The 15,738-nt window shown below is 61.7% G+C and carries 16 protein-coding genes; 5 read left to right on the forward strand and 11 right to left on the reverse strand.

Annotated features, from left to right (window positions below; genetic code table 11):
* Nucleotide 1: 1 nt before the first annotated feature.
* Nucleotides 2-1,549 (forward strand): APC family permease, encoded by a 1,548-nt coding sequence (locus tag AC6I97_RS19700; protein WP_224093606.1) that lies wholly within the window; start codon nucleotides 2-4, stop codon nucleotides 1,547-1,549.
* 98 nt (nucleotides 1,550-1,647) lie between these two features.
* Here AC6I97_RS19700 and AC6I97_RS19705 read toward each other — a convergent pair whose 3' ends face one another.
* The 4 genes from AC6I97_RS19705 to AC6I97_RS19720 form a co-directional block, all read right to left on the reverse strand.
* The gene (locus AC6I97_RS19705) at nucleotides 1,648-2,193 is read right to left on the reverse strand and encodes an AMIN-like domain-containing (lipo)protein (protein WP_497946240.1); all 546 of its coding nucleotides are present in this window, start codon (nucleotides 2,191-2,193) and stop codon (nucleotides 1,648-1,650) included.
* Between the two features lie 294 nt (nucleotides 2,194-2,487).
* Nucleotides 2,488-2,790, reverse strand: a complete 303-nt coding sequence (locus AC6I97_RS19710; RefSeq protein WP_224093604.1) for a DUF4193 domain-containing protein — start codon at nucleotides 2,788-2,790, stop codon at nucleotides 2,488-2,490.
* Between the two features lie 432 nt (nucleotides 2,791-3,222).
* On the reverse strand, nucleotides 3,223-4,440 hold the full coding sequence (gene lhgD, locus AC6I97_RS19715) for an L-2-hydroxyglutarate dehydrogenase (protein WP_497946242.1): 1,218 nt from the start codon (nucleotides 4,438-4,440) through the stop codon (nucleotides 3,223-3,225).
* A 123-nt stretch (nucleotides 4,441-4,563) separates the two neighbouring features.
* Nucleotides 4,564-5,058, reverse strand: a complete 495-nt coding sequence (locus AC6I97_RS19720) for a DUF805 domain-containing protein (RefSeq protein WP_224093600.1) — start codon at nucleotides 5,056-5,058, stop codon at nucleotides 4,564-4,566.
* Nucleotides 5,059-5,392: 334 nt separating this feature from the next.
* Here AC6I97_RS19720 and AC6I97_RS19725 point away from each other — a divergent pair, with 334 nt between their 5' ends.
* Nucleotides 5,393-6,655, forward strand: a complete 1,263-nt coding sequence (locus AC6I97_RS19725; RefSeq protein WP_497944496.1) for an IS110 family RNA-guided transposase — start codon at nucleotides 5,393-5,395, stop codon at nucleotides 6,653-6,655.
* A gap of 152 nt (nucleotides 6,656-6,807) precedes the next feature.
* On the opposite strand, the gene AC6I97_RS19730 is transcribed toward AC6I97_RS19725, so the two are convergent.
* From AC6I97_RS19730 to AC6I97_RS19755, 6 genes are read right to left on the reverse strand one after another with little or no spacing between them, the layout of a single operon-like run.
* A complete protein-coding gene (locus AC6I97_RS19730) occupies nucleotides 6,808-8,358 on the reverse strand; it encodes an acyl-CoA synthetase (RefSeq protein ID WP_497946247.1) in 1,551 nt (516 codons plus the stop codon).
* Nucleotides 8,359-8,371: 13 nt separating this feature from the next.
* On the reverse strand, nucleotides 8,372-9,697 hold the full coding sequence (locus tag AC6I97_RS19735) for an MFS transporter (protein ID WP_224093599.1): 1,326 nt from the start codon (nucleotides 9,695-9,697) through the stop codon (nucleotides 8,372-8,374).
* Nucleotides 9,698-9,749: 52 nt separating this feature from the next.
* Complete coding sequence (locus tag AC6I97_RS19740) at nucleotides 9,750-10,205, reverse strand: MaoC family dehydratase (RefSeq protein ID WP_497946251.1); 456 nt, start codon at nucleotides 10,203-10,205, stop codon at nucleotides 9,750-9,752.
* Nucleotides 10,206-10,264: 59 nt separating this feature from the next.
* Nucleotides 10,265-11,461 carry an acyl-CoA dehydrogenase family protein gene (locus AC6I97_RS19745; protein ID WP_497946253.1) on the reverse strand — a complete coding sequence of 399 codons (1,197 nt, stop codon included), beginning with the start codon at nucleotides 11,459-11,461 and terminating at the stop codon, nucleotides 10,265-10,267.
* A gap of 1 nt (nucleotide 11,462) precedes the next feature.
* Entirely contained in the window at nucleotides 11,463-12,353 is an 891-nt protein-coding gene (locus tag AC6I97_RS19750) for an amidohydrolase family protein (protein WP_497947223.1), read from the reverse strand.
* The gene (locus tag AC6I97_RS19755) at nucleotides 12,353-13,291 is read right to left on the reverse strand and encodes an SDR family NAD(P)-dependent oxidoreductase (RefSeq protein ID WP_497946255.1); all 939 of its coding nucleotides are present in this window, start codon (nucleotides 13,289-13,291) and stop codon (nucleotides 12,353-12,355) included. Before AC6I97_RS19755 ends, AC6I97_RS19750 begins: the two co-directional genes overlap by 1 nt.
* 139 nt (nucleotides 13,292-13,430) lie before the next feature.
* On the opposite strand from AC6I97_RS19755, the gene AC6I97_RS19760 reads away from it, so the two are divergent.
* The 3 genes from AC6I97_RS19760 to AC6I97_RS19770 all read left to right on the forward strand — a co-directional run bounded on the left by AC6I97_RS19760 (nucleotide 13,431) and on the right by AC6I97_RS19770 (nucleotide 15,196).
* Nucleotides 13,431-13,889, forward strand: a complete 459-nt coding sequence (locus tag AC6I97_RS19760) for a MarR family winged helix-turn-helix transcriptional regulator (protein ID WP_224093591.1) — start codon at nucleotides 13,431-13,433, stop codon at nucleotides 13,887-13,889.
* Nucleotides 13,890-14,123: 234 nt separating this feature from the next.
* Complete coding sequence (locus AC6I97_RS19765; RefSeq protein ID WP_497946259.1) at nucleotides 14,124-14,366, forward strand: hypothetical protein; 243 nt, start codon at nucleotides 14,124-14,126, stop codon at nucleotides 14,364-14,366.
* Between the two features lie 98 nt (nucleotides 14,367-14,464).
* Nucleotides 14,465-15,196, forward strand: a complete 732-nt coding sequence (locus AC6I97_RS19770) for a DUF72 domain-containing protein (protein WP_497946260.1) — start codon at nucleotides 14,465-14,467, stop codon at nucleotides 15,194-15,196.
* A gap of 39 nt (nucleotides 15,197-15,235) precedes the next feature.
* On the opposite strand, the gene AC6I97_RS19775 is transcribed toward AC6I97_RS19770, so the two are convergent.
* Complete coding sequence (locus AC6I97_RS19775) at nucleotides 15,236-15,697, reverse strand: GatB/YqeY domain-containing protein (protein WP_497946261.1); 462 nt, start codon at nucleotides 15,695-15,697, stop codon at nucleotides 15,236-15,238.
* Nucleotides 15,698-15,738 lie beyond the last annotated feature (41 nt).

The following is a 15,738-nucleotide window of genomic DNA, read 5'->3' on the forward strand; positions in this document are numbered from 1 at the left end:
CATGAGCCAGACAATCCGTAGCACGGCCGCAGGCACCAGCCCGGCCGGCACGTCGCACGACATCAGCGGCAAGGGACTGAAGACGGGGCAGTTGGGGCTCCTCGCCGTCGTCGTTCTTGGCATTTCCACCATCGCCCCGGCGTATACGCTCACCAGCGCGCTTGGCCCAACCGTCAACGAAGCCGGGCTGCAACTGCCCGTGATCTTCCTTATCGGGTTCATTCCGATGATCCTGGTGTCCCTGGCGTACCGGGAACTCAACGCAGATTCCCCGGACAGCGGCACCACCTTCACGTGGGTCACCAAGGCCTTCGGCCCCTGGGTGGGCTGGATGGGCGGCTGGGGCCTGCTCGCGGCGAACATTATCGTCCTGTCCAACCTGGCGGGCGTCGCTGTTGACTTCTTCTACCTCTTCCTGGCCCAGGTTACGGGCTCGGCCGAGCTGGCCGACCTCGCCTCGAACAAGGTACTCAATGTTGCCACCTGCTTCGTCTTTGTAGCGCTGGCTGTTTGGGTGAGCTACCGCGGCCTGCACACCACCAAGATCGTGCAGTACGGCTTGGTCGGTTTCCAGTTGCTGGTGCTCGGCCTGTTCGTTGCCATGGCATTCGCCAACTGGTCCACGTCCGAGACCGCCGTTCCCTTCAGCTGGGACTGGTTCGACGTCACCAAGATTGAGACCTTCGGCCAGGTCGCAGCCGGCATCTCCCTCTCGATCTTCGTTTACTGGGGCTGGGATGTCTGCCTCACAGTCAACGAGGAAACCGCCAACGGAAAGAAGACCGCCGGCCTCGCAGGCACCCTGACCGCCGTCATCGTGCTGGGCATTTACCTCCTGGTCACCATCGCCACCATGATGTTCGCAGGCGTCGGAGACACCGGAATCGGCCTGAACAATGAGGAAAACCACGCCAACGTCTTTACGGCCCTCGCGTCTCCGGTCATGGGTCCGTTCGCGATCCTGATGTCCCTCGCCGTCCTCTCCAGCTCGGCGGCTTCCCTGCAGTCGACGTTCACCTCGCCCTCCCGCAGCCTGCTGGCCATGGCGCACTACGGCGCCTTGCCTGAGCGCTTCAGCCACATGAGCAAGAAGTTCTCGACGCCGGGCTTCGCCACCATTGCAGCGGGCGTCCTGTCCGCGGGCTTCTACGCCGTGATGCACGTGATCAGTGAGAACGTCCTCAACGACACCATCCTTGCCCTTGGCTTGATGATCTGCTTCTACTACGGACTCACGGCCATCGCCTGCGTTTGGTACTTCCGGAACAGCGTGTTCTCCAGTGCCCGGAACTTCTTCCTGCGTCTCTTCTGCCCGCTTCTGGGTGGGGTCGGCCTGTTTGTTGTCTTCCTGCAGACCGCGGTGGACAGCTGGGCCCCGGAGTTTGGCAGTGGTTCGGAAATCTTCGGAGTGGGGCTCGTGTTCGTGCTCGGCATCGGAATCCTTGCCCTGGGTGCCGTGTTCATGCTGATCATGTCCCGCGTCCGTCCCGGCTTCTTCCGCGGTGAGACCATCCGCAAGGACACCCCTGCCCTGGTGGTCCCCGAGTAGTTCCTCAACGCGAAGACGCAGGAAAGCGGTCAGTACCCCGGAAATCTCCGGACGAACTGGCCGCTTTCCTGCGTTCTCGCGTTAGCCGGGCTACCCAATCACCAACGGTGGGCGACGTCCACCACAAGGCGCGAACCGCCGTCGGGCCCGTCCAACGTGAAGACGCGGAACGGAAGCCGGGCACGGACGCCCAAACCTATGCTCGTAGTTCCTTCGAAGCTGCCCGCATAAACCACCTGACGGAACGTCTGGTACCCGGAAACGTTGGACAGTTCAGCCTTGGCAGCCGGAGCGTACGTGAGTTGGCCGTTCTGGTCATAGGACGGAGCCGTCACCATAATCTGCAGGTCAGCATCACCGAGCACGGGGATTGGATAGCCGGTGGCATCCTGGACCACTACCGGGACATACTGCACTGAATAGCCGGCCACCTTGCCGGTCATATCGATCACCAGGCGGTCGTAACAGGTCTGTTGGCCCGTACGGACGTTGGTGACGTTGGCGGCGCTCATATCGGGGTCGGCCTTGGCCAGCGAGCCCCACATGATCCCGCAATATGGTGATGCCGAGGCCGGCCCCGGTGCCACCAGACCGAGTCCGGCAGCTGCGAGGACTGCTGCCAAACCCGCTCCAAATTTCCTCATTTTTTGTGCCCCCTTCAGGCGAAGTTGATACTTCAACAGTAGGAGTCGCTTGGGTTGTTTGGATGGGTTGTGGCCGCTTCGGCGCACAACCGTTAAAACGACTCCGGGGTGGTCACAGGAGAGTCATGGAAGGGGACATTTACGCCGGTTCAGGGACCAGTTAGTGGGTCTTCATGCATAGGTTCGTAATCGAAGATAACGACACCTGGGCGTTACAAAGAGTTGCGGACACGCAAAAGCCCCATCCGACCATCCATTGGCCTGACGGGGCTCGACGCTTTGCGGTGCCTGGGATTAGCCCTCGCAGTCCTTGCAATACTTAAGGCCGTTCTTTTCCAAGGCAACCTGGGACCTGTGGCGGACCAGGAAGCAGGAAGAACACGTGAATTCGTCAGACTGTTCGGGTACCACCACAACGGTCAGTTCTTCACCGGAAAGATCGGCGCCCGGGAGGTCGATACCTTCCGCGGTGTCGTTTTCGTCGATGTCGATGACTGCAATCTGGGCACCGGCTGCGCGGGACGCCTGAAGAGCCTCAAGCGAGTCCGCGGGAGTCTCTTCTTCTGTCTTGCGGGGTGCGTCGTAATCAGTAGCCATTGGGTTCGCTTTCGTTGCTGCATAGTGCCATTTCAGGCACCTCAGTGAAGCAGTTTAGGGCATAGCATCCGCGTTGGACGAAAAGTGTGCCCAAAACAACATTCAGCAGCTTTCAAGCGAACCTTTAGGGGTTACGGCGGACCATTCCCGAGTGGGATTGAATGGCCTGCGCACTGGCGACCGTAACCCCGCTAAGCGCCGGCAACCACGTCCAATCAGCGGGGCGCCCCTGAGCCCCTTGGCCCCCGGGATCGTTTACGGGTTCCACACAATCCAGGACGTATGCGGCCTCAATCCATTCGCCGATCCTGGAGCCAATCTTCGCGATATGTCCGGCCAACCATGATGCTTTCATGCGGCAAAGGTATCCACACGTCATGTGGGGCCGGTTTCTGCAGGGTCACGGGCTTGTTAACTTCCCCTTTTCTGCATTTAGTCCTGCAGAGCCTGCTGCACGACGTACTCCGCAATCGCCATCGACGACGTAGCCCCAGGTGACGGTGCATTCCGCACCAAAACCGTGTCCCGGCATCGTGAAATCACAAAATCATCCACCAGGGAACCGTCAGCATTCATGGCCTGCGCACGGACGCCGCGCGTGCCGGGAAGAACAGTGGCACCCTCCAACGACGGAACAAAGCGTACGGCCTCCTTAATGAACTTCTTCCGGCTGACCACGGTCTGGAATTCGCGGACCGCCGATGGCACATTGTGCCGGGCAAAATTCCAGAAACCTGGAAACAGGGTGTAATTCAAGACGTCGCGCACATCGATGTCCTTCCACGAATAGGCCTCGCGCCCGAAGGAGATGAAAGCGTTGGGACCCAGCATCATTTCGCCGTCGATCCTTTTGGTGAGATGCACGCCAAGGAAGGGATGCTTGGGGTCCGGCACCGGATAAATCAAGCCCCTGACTTTTGCGCGGCTTTCCTTGCCAAGGAGGAAGTACTGCCCAAAGAAGGGAACGATGCGCGGCGTTGCGGGCTCTCTAGTGGCTTTCGCCAACCGGTCGGATTGAAGCCCGGCGCATGCCACCACAAGATCGTAATGCTCGCCCCCATCCTTCGTGTGGACAACGACGCCGCTCCCCTGCTGTTCCAGCGAGGTGACTTCCTGCCCAAGCCGGATCTGCCCGCCTGCGTCACGGACGTCGTCGGCGAGCGCATTCGTGATGGCCCTGTAGTCCACGATCGCCGTTTCCGGCGAGTGCAAAGCAGAAAGCCCGACGGCGTTCGGCTCCACCTCCCCTATTTGGTCAGCGCGCAGCATGCGTGCGCCCGGCACTCCATTGGCGGTTGCCCGCGCGAAGATGTTCTCCAGCCGCTTCGACTCTGCGGAGGTCTGGGCGATCACCAACTTGCCGCAGGCCTCGTACGGCAGATCCTTGGTGGCACAGAATTCGCGAAGCAGTTCCACACCCCTGCGGCACAGAGTTGCCTTCAGCCCGCCGGGTTCATAGTAGAGCCCGGCATGGACCACCCCGGAGTTGTGACCGGTCTGGTGCTTGGCGAGCTGGTCTTCCTTTTCGTAAACGGTGACCTGGACGCCGTCGAGTTTGTTGGCCAATTCCCGGGCAACAGCCACGCCGATGATTCCGCCACCAATGACCGCGCAGCGTTTGATGTTTTTCGGCGTTACGTTCGCAGACATGGGAACTCCTCGTCGTTGGGGATTGGTCCGCATCACTCCACAGCATTCCATGGAGTGGTTCCCCGGACACGTAAAAAGGGGCGGCACGTCGCGTGCCGCCCCTTTTACTTAGTGCGTGAAGTGCTAGACAGCACTGGGCTGGTCGAAGCGCTGGCCGGCCGGGTTGGACGGCAGGAGTGCGAGAACCAGAATTGCGAGTCCGCCAAGGAACGGAATGAGGCCGAGCAAGGCGAGCCAGCCGCTGAAGTTGCCGTCGTGCAGACGACGGACCAGCAACGAAATGGACGGAATGAGTACCGCCAGGTAGAACGCAAAGATCAAAATAAGTCCTACAACTGCGCCCGGGCCGGGAACTGCCGTTCCGTTTGCCGAGACTGTAGAACCTGCAGCACCGAGGATGCCGGTAAGGATCTGCAGTACGAGGCCGATGACACCCAAAGCGAGGGCCACCCACCAGTATTCGCTGCGGCTCGCACGGCCGGTGAAGGCGGTGTACTTCTTGAAGAAACGCTTTACGGCGGCGCCGATGGGTGCGCCATAGTAGGGAGCCCACAGCGGCGGTTCGCCGGTCTGTGCGCCATACGGCTGGGTTTGCTGTGGCTGTTGCTGGTAACTCAAGGTGTTCCCCCGGGGTTAGGTGTGAATAATGCAGTGAGACCTAAACTCTGTGAAGAGTCGTTGCTCATCGTAGTGCTCTCCGCAGTATTTATGCAGGTCGATGGACAAAATTAACCGGGATTTAGTCCGTTGACGGATTATGTCGCCCCAATCCCGTTACCTTTTTCGTAGCCCGTTTCCTGGTGCAGGATGTGGGTGTGCTGGCCTGCTGATCCCGGCATGATTGTGATCCTCTGTTGTTGATGATCTTGAGAGTGTTGTCACCGGGGTTGGCAGGTGTCGGGGAGACCGCTTATAGGGGCAGGACAGTGTGGGAACGTCGTGCGTAACGTGGATGCCGGGCCCTGACACCGCGGACAGGCCAGCACGGGAGCTGACTACGACTGGAGGTGCCAACGTGATCGCAGAACACGAAACGGTTGAGGTGTTCATCGGACTGGATGTGGGCAAGGGCGAGCATCATGCCGTTGCCGTGGACCGGGCGGGAAAGAAGCTGCTGGACCGGGCGCTGCCTAACGACGAGGCCAGGATCCAAGACATTCTGGCCGAGTTGGAGCATCACGGCCGGATCCTGCTGGTAGTTGACCAGCCAGCGACCATTGGTGCGTTGCCGGTCGCGGTGGCCCAGGCCGCCGGTGTTCTGGTGGGGTATTTGCCTGGTTTGGCGATGCGCCGGATCGCGGACCTGCATCCCGGGGAGGCCAAGACCGATGCCCGCGACGCGTTCATCATCGCCGACGCGGCCCGGACCATGCCGCACACCCTGCGCTCGGTCCGGCTCGCTGACGAGCAGTTGGCCGAGTTGGGCATGCTGTGCGGGTTCGATGATGATCTGGCCAAGCAGGCCACGGCCACGTCCAACCGGATCCGTGGGCTGTTGACCCAGATCCACCCGGCGCTTGAGCGGGTGCTTGGTCCCAGGCTGGATCATCCCGCGGTCCAGGATCTGCTGCGGACCTGGCCCACCCCTGAAGCGTTGCGTCACGCCGGCAGGCGCCGGATCGCGAACCGGCTGACCAAGCTCGCCCCGCGCATGGGCGAACGCCTGGCAGATGAGATCATCGACGCCCTCGGCCGGCAAACAGTCACGGTTGTTGGGACGAACGCCGCAACGATCGTGCTCCCGGAACTGGCCGGAATGCTCGCCAGGCTCCATGAAGGACGCGCCATGGTTCACGCCCAGGTCGAGGCCCTTGTGGAGGCCCACCCTCTTTACCCGGTCCTGATGTCTCTGCCGGCAGTGGGCATCAGGACCGCAGCACGGATCCTTACCGAAGTCGCCGGGAAAGACTTCCCGACCGCGGGGCACTTGGCCTCTTACGCCGGCCTGGCCCCCGTGACCTGGCGTTCGGGGTCCTCCATCCGGGCAGACCGCGCCTCCCGCAAAGGCAACAAAGTCCTCAAACGCACCCTCTACCTCTCCGCCTTCGCAGCCCTCAAAGACCCGCAATCGCGCTCCTACTACGACCGCAAACGCGCCGAAGGCAAACACCACAGCCAAGCCCTTATCGCCCTCGCCCGACGCCGCTGCGACACCCTCTACGCCATGCTCAGAGACGGGACCCTATACCAACCCCAAACACCCGCAACCGCTTGACGAAAAACATAGGGGCACTCTCTCACATACCAACCCTCTTGCGCCAACGTTCTCTCACATACCAACCCTTTTGCGCCAACCTTCTCTCACATACCAACCCTTTAGAGCCGATGTTCTCTCACATACAACAAGACGTGAGAGAACACCCGGGGTCAGGACGCGAATTGCTTTCGTAGCTCCATTTTGCGGATCTTCCCGCTGGCCGTTCGCGGCATTTCGTCAACGAACACTACGGATTTGGGAATCTTGTAGCGCGCAAGCCGCCCTTCCAGGTGCGAGCGCAGCTGCTCTTCGCTGAGCGAGGCACCCTCCCGCAGGGTGACGATGGCTCGCGGCACCTCGCCCCATTTGGGGTCCTCGATGCCGATCACAGCGACGCTCCCCACGGAATCGAGTTCGGCGATCGCGGCTTCGACTTCCGCAGGGTAGATGTTCTCGCCACCTGAAATGATCATGTCCTTCATGCGGTCCGAAATGAACAGGAAGCCCTCGTCGTCTTGGAAGCCCATGTCGCCGGACCGGAACCAGCGGGCATCAGCGTAGCTTTCCGCCGTGGCGTCAGGGCGGTTCCAGTACTCCTTGATCACGTTGGGCCCGGAGATCTGGATCTCACCGACGTGCCCGGCAGGCGTGGGCCCGCCCAAGGGATCGGTGATACGGACGTCGGTGAAGAACTGGGGCAAGCCGGCAGATCCAGCTTTGTCCTTGGACCTTGAGACAGGCAGCATGGTGGCTCCGGGCGCCGTCTCAGTCATGCCGTAACAACTCGTGAAGCCAATGCCGCGCTCCTCGTAGGCATCCAGGACCCGCCGAGGAACCGCCGAACCACCACAGGTGAGCTTGTCCAGGGAGCCAAGGTCCGCCGTCGGCCATTCAGGATGGTCGCAGAGCATCTGGAACGTGGTGGGGACTCCGTTGAGCGTGGTGACCCCATGTTGCCCGATGAGTCCCAGCACCTTGCCGGCCTCGAACTTGGTTTCCAGCACCACCGTTGCTCCCTTGAGCAGCATGGGCAGCAAACCCATGTCCAAAGAGGCCACGTGGAACAGTGGCGAGATCATCAGGGCGACGTCGTTCCGGTTCAGGTCCATGTCCACTACGGTGTTGATGCAGTTCCAGGTGATGTTCCCGTGCGTCAACAGGGCGCCCTTGGGCTTGCCGGTGGTTCCTGAGGTGTAGAGGATCATGGCGCCGTCGTCCAGGCTGACGGCCTCGTCCTGCGGCGTCGAGGCCGCCGCTTGAAGCACTTCGTCATAGCGTTCGACGCCGGATGGCAGCTTTGCAGGGTAAACTTCCGTGGCGTCGTCGGCGGCCACCACCAGGCGATGGGTCACCGGGGTTTCTTCGACGGCAAAGGTCGCCAGGGTCTCCAGGGCCTCGGCGTTGACCAGGACCCTTGACCCGGAGTCCTGGAGTTGGAACTGCAATTCGGGGGCGGCGAGCCGGGTGTTCAGCGGGACAAAGATCGCGCCGAGCAGCCCACAGGCGAAGAAGGTCTCCACGAAGGAAGGATGATTCTCGCCGAGGAAAGCGACTCTGTCTCCCTTGCCCACTCCCCTGTCCTTGAGGGCGTTTGCCAGCCGGTCTGTCCGGTCGGCGAGTTCGCCGTAGCTCAGCGTGCGTGCCCCGGATATGAGTGCCGTCTTGGGTCCCGACTTGATCCGGCGACGGTGCAGCCAGGAACCAACTCCGTTGTTGTCCATGTTTGCAGTGCTCCTAACTGACCGAAGTGAGGTCGTTATTCTTAGACTCCCGCGTCAGCAGGATGAACACAATCGACACCAGTGCCATGACTGACAGGAACACCACCACGGGGACGATGCTCTGGCCGGAGTCCTTGTACAGGCCTGCGATGATGCCGGGGGTGAAGCCGGCACCTATCAGCGTGGCCAACTGGTATCCGACGGCGGCACCGGTGTAGCGGGACGTGGTCCCAAACTGCTCCGACACAAACGCTGCCAGTGGCCCGTACAGGGACGAGTGCAGGACGAGCGCCACAGTGAAGGCCAGGAAGATCAGGCCGACATTCCCGGAACCGAGCATCCCGAACATGGGGAACAGGTAGGCGATGAACAACGCCAAGCCCGTCACCATTACCGGCCGCCGCCCGAATCGGTCGGACAGCCTTCCGCCTAGAAGAACGAACACGATGGAGATGGCCGAGGCTCCCGCGAACGCATAAAGCACGCCCTGTTGGGGTGCACCCTTGGACACTGCGTAGGTCACGGAGAACGTGGGCAGCACAACTTGAAGGCCGAAGCCCGCGGCACCTGCGAACATGATCATGATCAATGCCTTGGGGCGGCGCAGCACTTCAAGCAGCGGGATCTTGCGCTTGGTGGTTTGGGCATCTTCCTTGGCTACTGCCTCGGCGAAAATCGGGCTTTCCGAGACTCGCAGCCGAACGAACATGCCCACAATCAGGAGAACGAAGGACAGCAGGAACGGCACCCGCCATCCCCACGCCAGGAAGGCGTCCTGCGGTAGTGCCGAGAAGATGCCCATCACTACGGTGCCAAGCACGGCTCCGGTAGGCGCACCGGCATTGACGAACGATGCCGCGAAGCCACGTCGCTTGGGATCGGAGTGCTCCAGCGCCATCAGCGCGGCCCCGCCCCATTCGCCACCAACCGCGATGCCCTGGCAGACCCGCAGGACCACTAGGATGACCGCACCCCAGGGGCCGATCACGCTGGCGCCGGGAATCAGGCCGATGAGCGTGGAGGCGATGCCCATCATTGCCATGGAGACGATGAGCATGCCCTTGCGGCCGATCCGGTCACCGAAGTGGCCGAAGATTATGCCGCCCAAGGGTCTTGCTACGTAACCGGCGGCGAAGGTTGCGTAGGCGGCAACGACGCCCACCCATTCATCCGTGCCGGCGAAGAAGACCTTGGGGAAGGCAACGGCCGCGGCCGTTGCGTACAGCAGGAAGTCGTAGAACTCGATGGTGCTGCCCAGATAGCTGGACAAGATGACCGTGCGCGCTTCTTTGCGCTTGGCGGCCGTGCTCAGAGGTGCGAGCGCAGTGTGTCCTGACATGGCTGTTCCTTGGGGAGGAGGGGTGGGGAGTCTTTCTTGTAAAACGGGGTTCCTACTTGTAGAAGCGGGCGAGGAACTCGGCCACGACGGCGGGGCGTTCCTTGCCTTCGATCTCGATGGTGGCGTTGACCTTGATCTGGGCGCCGCCCTTGACCTCGGTGACTTCGGCGATAGTGGCCTGCATGCGCACCTTGGAGCCCACCCTGACCGGGGAAGTGAAGCGCACTTTGTCCAGGCCGTAGTTCAGTTTGGTGGTGACGCCGTCGACGTCGAACAGCTCGCCCCAGAACGGGATGATCAGGGAAAGCGTCAGGAAACCGTGGGCGATGGGCGCACCGAACGGGCCGTCCTTGGCGCGCTCGGGATCAACGTGGATCCATTGCTGATCGTCCGTGGCATCAGCGAACAGGTTGATCTGCTGCTGCGTGATTTCGCGGTAATCGGTAGTGCCTAGGTCCTTGCCTGTCATGGTGGGCAGGGTGTCGAAATCGACGACGAGATTGGGCATCGTTGCCTCCTGGTAGTTGTCGGTTGTAAAGAGTGCGGCTAGCGGGTGAAGGCGCTGGACTATCTGGTAAAGGCACTGGCGCCCGTGAGGGCGCGGCCGATGATGAGGGCGTTGATTTCGTGGGTGCCTTCGTAGGAATAGACGGCTTCGGCGTCGGCGTGGAATCGTGCGACGTCGGAAGCGAGTGTGATGCCGTTGCCGCCGACCACTTCGCGCGCGAGAGCGACGGTCTCGCGCATGAACAAACTGGTCTGCATTTTCGCCAGGGCTGAATCCTGGTCCCGGTAGATTCCACTGCTCTGTTGTTCCGTTAGCCGGACCACGAGCGAGATCGAAGCCGTAATGTTTCCGAGCATGCGGGCCAACTTCTCCTGCACCAACTGGAAGGACCCCAATGGGCGTCCGAACTGTTGGCGTTCGTTGACGTATGCCAGCGCTGCTTCGAACGCGCCGGCTTGGATGCCGGTGGCGATCCATGCAACATCCGAGCGCATCGCCCGGAGCATGGCAGCCACATCCTTGAACGAGTTCACGTTGTGCAGGCGCATGGCCTCTGGAACCCGGACGTTTTCCAGGGTGATGTGGGCGTTCTGCATCATCCGCAATGACGTCTTGCCGTCGATCTTCGCCAGGCTGACCCCGGGCGCGGTGCGGTCCACCAAGAACGCTTTGACCTGCCCATCTGCTACATCCCGGGCGAACACACACAGCACGTCGGCAGTTGAGGCTCCCCCGATCCAACGCTTCGCGCCTTCCAAAACCCAGCTGCCGCCGTCGAGATCTGCATCAAAGCGCGCTGTGGTGGACAGCCCTCCGGCGATGTCCGAGCCGTGCTCCGGCTCGGTCAGCGAGAAGACGCCTTTGAGCGAGAAGTCGATAACCTTTGGCATCCATTCCTTTTGTTGGGGCTCGGAAGCACCGACGCGGATGGCTGTACGGAACAGCCCGGCTTGGGCTGTGTACCAAGTGGCCAGGGAAGCATCGGTTCGGGCAAGTTCGAAGATCCGGAAGCCGTGGTAAATTCCCCGGGCGGGCGCCTCGAACGGTTCCATGAGGTTGAGATCGATCAAAGGCTGCACCAACTGCTCCGGGAACTCGCCCCGCTCCCAATAATCGGCCAGCAACGGCTTGGCCTCCTGCGAAAGGAAATCCCGGAGCCGGGCCAGGATGTGGCGTTCGTCGTCCGTGAGGAGGGATTCGGAGTCATACCAATCAGCAGCGGCGTAAAGCCGATGTTCCAACGCCGTGGTGGACATCTCAACCATCCAAACCGAGCAGCCGGACAGCGTTCTCCTTGAGAATCTTCGGACGAACCTCGTCCTTCAGGGGAAGATCCTCAAACGCGCCGAGCCATTTCTGCGGAGTGATGAGTGGGAAGTCCGTGCCGAACAGCACCTTGTCCTGGAGCACCGAGTTTGAAAGGCGAACCAGGGACTCCGGAAAGTACTTGGGCGACCACCCGGACAGATCGATAAACACGTTGGACTTGTGCGTGGCGATGGAGTTGGCCTCGTCCTGCCAAGGCACCGATGGGTGGGCCATGATGATCTGCAGGCCCGGGAAATCCGCCGCCACAGCATCCAGCAGCAGCGGGTTGGAGAATGCCAGCTTGATGCCGTACCCGCCAGGAAGCCCGGCACCCATACCGTTCTGGCCCGTGTGGAAAATTGTCGGCAGCCCCAGTTCCTGCAATGTGTCCCACAGCGGGTAGAACTGCTCGTTGGACGGATCAAAGCCTTGCAGCGAGGGGTGGAACTTGAAACCGCGGGCGCCGAGTTCAATAGCCTGGTACTTCGCCCCGGCGATTGCGTCCTCCCCCGTGCGCGGGTCAACGCTGCCGAACGGAATGAGCACATCATTGTGGCGCGCGGCGCCGGCGATCAGTTCCGGGATGCTGTTGGGTTCGTGCTTGAGCTGGGTCCGGGCGTCCACAGTAAAGACGACGGCGGCCATGTTCAGTTCGCGGTACATCGCGGCAATCCTGTCCAACGACGGCGTACGGTCCTCGGCCTTGAAGTACTTCGCGGAGGCCTCAGTAAGCGCGTCCGGAAGCGATCCGTGGCCGCAACTGTCCACCTCAAGGTGGACGTGCATGTCGATCGCATCGAGCTTGGCGGCGTCGATGCCAGGTTCGTAACGGGTCATGATCAGCGGGCCTGTACTGGTTCGGGCTGCAGTTCGGCGGGCAACGGCAGGAATTCCTCGCCGTAGCCCTGCAACGCGTCCGCGCCAAAGAGGGAGCCGGCGTTTTCGCGCAGCGCCTCGTAGCTCCAGCCGCCGTCGCGGTATTCGGTGGTTGCCGCGGTCGGGTGCGTCCAGACCTGAAGCCGGTCACCGCCGGCGCCGATGGCCTGACCGGTGATGCCCGTAGCCTCATCAGAGGCCAGGAACGCAATCAGCCCGGCGACGTCATCCGCGGTTCCGAAACCGAGGTCGTGACGGAAGAAGGACGGCATGGCCTCGCCACGTTCATCCGCCTCCACGGCCTTCTGGAAGTACGGGACGGTCTTGGTCATGGCAGTGGCGGCCACTGGGATCACGGAGTTTACCGTGACGCCGGCCTTCTTCATTTCCAGTGCCCAGGTGCGGACCATGCCCACGATCCCGGCCTTGGCAGCGGCGTAGTTGGTCTGGCCGAAGGTGCCGCGCTGGCCTGTCGGGGAGCCGATGGTGATGATGCGGCCGGGAATGTTGTTTTCCTTGAAGTAAGCGAATGCCTCCCGGACACACGTGAAAGTTCCGCGAAGGTGGACGTTGATCACCAGGTCAAAGTCTTCATCGGTCATTTTCAGCAGGCTCTTGTCGCGAAGGATGCCGGCATTGGTGACCAGGATGTCCAACCGGCCGAATGCCTCAACGGCACCTGCCACGAGCGCCTTGGCGGCGTCCGTAGTGCCCACCGGAACCACAACAGCGGTGGCCCGGCCGCCGTCGGCCTCAATCTGTGCGACGGCCTGCGCCGCCATCCCGGCATTGACGTCATTAACAACGACGGCGGCACCCTGGCGGGCGAGCTCCCTCGCGTAAGCAAGGCCAAGACCCTGCCCGCTCCCAGTAACAATTGCAACCTTGCCGTTCAAGCTCATGGCGTGCTCCTTCGCATGCAGTCACCGGCCGGAGCCGGTGGGGCCGATCCCACTGCGTCGTGAGATCCTTGTCATGATCAATGAGAATACGGATCATTGTAAAAGTCAATGATTGATTTTGTTTACTATTGGAGTTGTCATGGGCCTGCAAAGCACCGAAGTTGAGACCCCGCGCCTCGCGGCCGCCAAAATCGGCAACGACGTCGGCTTGTTGCTTGCCAAGCTGCACGCAACAGGCTCGGTCCTCAACAACAAGGCGCTGGCGGACTACGGGTTGCGCGAAAGGTCGTTCTCAGTGCTGACCCTGGCATGCAGCGGCCTGGAGCCCACCCAGCGCGAACTAGCCGATTTCCTCAGCCTCGACCCCAGCCAAGTAGTCAGCCTGGTGGACGACCTCGAGCACCGCGGCCTGGTGGAACGCGCTCAGGGCAAGCAGGACAGGCGTGCCAAGATCATCGTTTCCACGGCTGAAGGCCGGCGGATCCACACGAAGGCTCGCTCGGCCCTGGACGCGTGCGAGCAAGTACAGCTGTCTTCGCTGAGCAACGCTGAGGCGACGCAACTCAAGGCGCTGCTCAGGAAGGCCCTCTGGGGCTAGGATGGGGCCCACTCATCCCCCCCGGTAACTCGCGGACGCTCTACCTGACCGCTGGGGACGGCACATCGCGGCCAAACGGCTGAGACGACGGCGTAGCCCGCCACCAGGTAGCACCCCAGCGTCGGCATGGACATGTGCACAGTGGTTCAGGGTGAAGGTAGGCACCTGTCCATATCGCGGCGTTCGGGCATATGTCAGGATCAAAGTTCACATCCTGATACCCCGGAATGGACCATGAACCTCCCACTTTTCCACGACCCCCTTCAGGGCCGCGTCACCGCCGACGCCCCCGTGCGTGATCCAAGGATTGGACGCGATGGCGCGTTCCGTCGCGATCCCCGGACACGCATTTCTCCCGGCGCCACCCGGCCCGCCACGCACGCGGCCAAGTCGACACGGAACGCTCGGCAGCGCGAGGTGGCCAAGGTTGCCGAAGATCTCCAGGCGTTGATTGTCAGGGCTGGGATCAAGTCCTGAGCAGAAGAGCATCCGAGCATTGATGGTGGCCTCCGGACGCCCCACCCGACGCGTGAAATGACGCATTTTTTGCGTTCGCCGGGACTACCATCCACAGCATGAGTATCCGCATCGGTACGTCCGGCTGGAGCTACGACCACTGGGAAAATGTGCTCTACCCGCCCGGCCTGCCCACGGCCAAGCGCCTGGCGCACTACGTGGCACGGTTCGACACCGTTGAGCTCAACGCGAGTTTTTATCGCTGGCCGCGGGACACCGCATTCAAAAGCTGGCATGATCGCCTGCCGGCTGGATTTGCGATGTCGGTCAAGGCACCGCGCGGCCTCACACATGGGAAAAAGCTGTACAGCCCTGAAGTGTGGGTGGAGCGCATTACCCGCTGTTGGCACGAACTCGGTGACAAAAGAGCTGTGCTGCTTGTCCAGCTTCCGCCTGATTTCGCCCGCGATGATGCCCGGCTCGATTACTTCCTGGCAGCCTTGCCGCATTGGATTCGTGTGGCGGTGGAGTTCCGGCACGATACCTGGGACCACCCTGACGTATACGGCTTGCTTGAACGCCGCGAGGCCGCCTACTGCATCATGAGCGGAGCCAATCTGCCGTGCATCCTCCGGGCCACGGCACCCTTCGTTTACGTCCGGCTTCACGGACCGGACCCCCATCACCTGTACGGGGGCTCGTATTCGGAGGAGGACCTTCGCTGGTGGGCGGATCGGATCCGTGAGTGGAACAGCACGGGCAAGGACGTGTACGCCTACTTCAACAACGACGGCGGTGGCAACGCCGTGCGCAATGCCGATACTTTGCGGTGGCTGCTTGGGAACGGCTGACTCGCCCGGGGCGAGCCAGCCAGCGGGTCCTAGTCGGCCCTAGCCCAGGCGGCCCCGCACGATCTCACTGACGGTCTTGCCGTCGAAGCGTCCTGCAACCTTGGCCGTAACCGGCTTCATGACGGCGCCGATGGAACGCATTGACAGTTCCTGCCCGTCGGCTTTCAAAGCTGCGATGGTTTCGTCGACGATGCCCTCTACTTCTTCCCGGCTGAGGGCCTTGGGGAGGTACGCCTCGATGATCTCAGCCTCCGCAACTTCGGCGGCTGCCCTGTCTGCTTCCCCGGCTTCGGTGTAGATGCGTGCGGTATCCCGGCGCTTGGCAGCTTCCTTTTGAAGCAGTGACGTAACCTGCGCATCGTCCAACTCGATGGGCGTTTTGCCCGATTTCTCGCGGGTGGCGATCTCACCCAGGACATTCCGCACGGTGGTGAGCGCTGTCTTGTTGGCCGCCTTCATGTGGCCTACGACGTCTTCTTTGAGGCGATCTTTCAGTGACATTGTGCTCCTTGATCGGGGTACCTACTTGCCATCGTAGCCAG

It is taken from the genome of Arthrobacter sp. TmtSoilC48, assembly GCF_059739425.1.

Excerpts from the sequence above, each read along its gene's own strand:
- AC6I97_RS19700 (WP_224093606.1), top strand. The coding sequence starts at position 2 with ATGAGCCAGACAATCCGTAGCACGGCCGCAGGCACCAGCCCGGCCGGC.
- AC6I97_RS19705 (WP_497946240.1), bottom strand. The coding sequence starts at position 2,193 with ATGAGGAAATTTGGAGCGGGTTTGGCAGCAGTCCTCGCAGCTGCCGGA.
- AC6I97_RS19710 (WP_224093604.1), bottom strand. The coding sequence starts at position 2,790 with ATGGCTACTGATTACGACGCACCCCGCAAGACAGAAGAAGAGACTCCC.
- lhgD (WP_497946242.1), bottom strand. The coding sequence starts at position 4,440 with ATGTCTGCGAACGTAACGCCGAAAAACATCAAACGCTGCGCGGTCATT.
- AC6I97_RS19725 (WP_497944496.1), top strand. The coding sequence starts at position 5,393 with ATGCCGGGCCCTGACACCGCGGACAGGCCAGCACGGGAGCTGACTACG.
- AC6I97_RS19730 (WP_497946247.1), bottom strand. The coding sequence starts at position 8,358 with ATGGACAACAACGGAGTTGGTTCCTGGCTGCACCGTCGCCGGATCAAG.
- AC6I97_RS19735 (WP_224093599.1), bottom strand. The coding sequence starts at position 9,697 with ATGTCAGGACACACTGCGCTCGCACCTCTGAGCACGGCCGCCAAGCGC.
- AC6I97_RS19740 (WP_497946251.1), bottom strand. The coding sequence starts at position 10,205 with ATGCCCAATCTCGTCGTCGATTTCGACACCCTGCCCACCATGACAGGC.
- AC6I97_RS19745 (WP_497946253.1), bottom strand. The coding sequence starts at position 11,461 with ATGTCCACCACGGCGTTGGAACATCGGCTTTACGCCGCTGCTGATTGG.
- AC6I97_RS19755 (WP_497946255.1), bottom strand. The coding sequence starts at position 13,291 with ATGAGCTTGAACGGCAAGGTTGCAATTGTTACTGGGAGCGGGCAGGGT.
- AC6I97_RS19760 (WP_224093591.1), top strand. The coding sequence starts at position 13,431 with ATGGGCCTGCAAAGCACCGAAGTTGAGACCCCGCGCCTCGCGGCCGCC.
- AC6I97_RS19765 (WP_497946259.1), top strand. The coding sequence starts at position 14,124 with ATGAACCTCCCACTTTTCCACGACCCCCTTCAGGGCCGCGTCACCGCC.
- AC6I97_RS19770 (WP_497946260.1), top strand. The coding sequence starts at position 14,465 with ATGAGTATCCGCATCGGTACGTCCGGCTGGAGCTACGACCACTGGGAA.
- AC6I97_RS19775 (WP_497946261.1), bottom strand. The coding sequence starts at position 15,697 with ATGTCACTGAAAGATCGCCTCAAAGAAGACGTCGTAGGCCACATGAAG.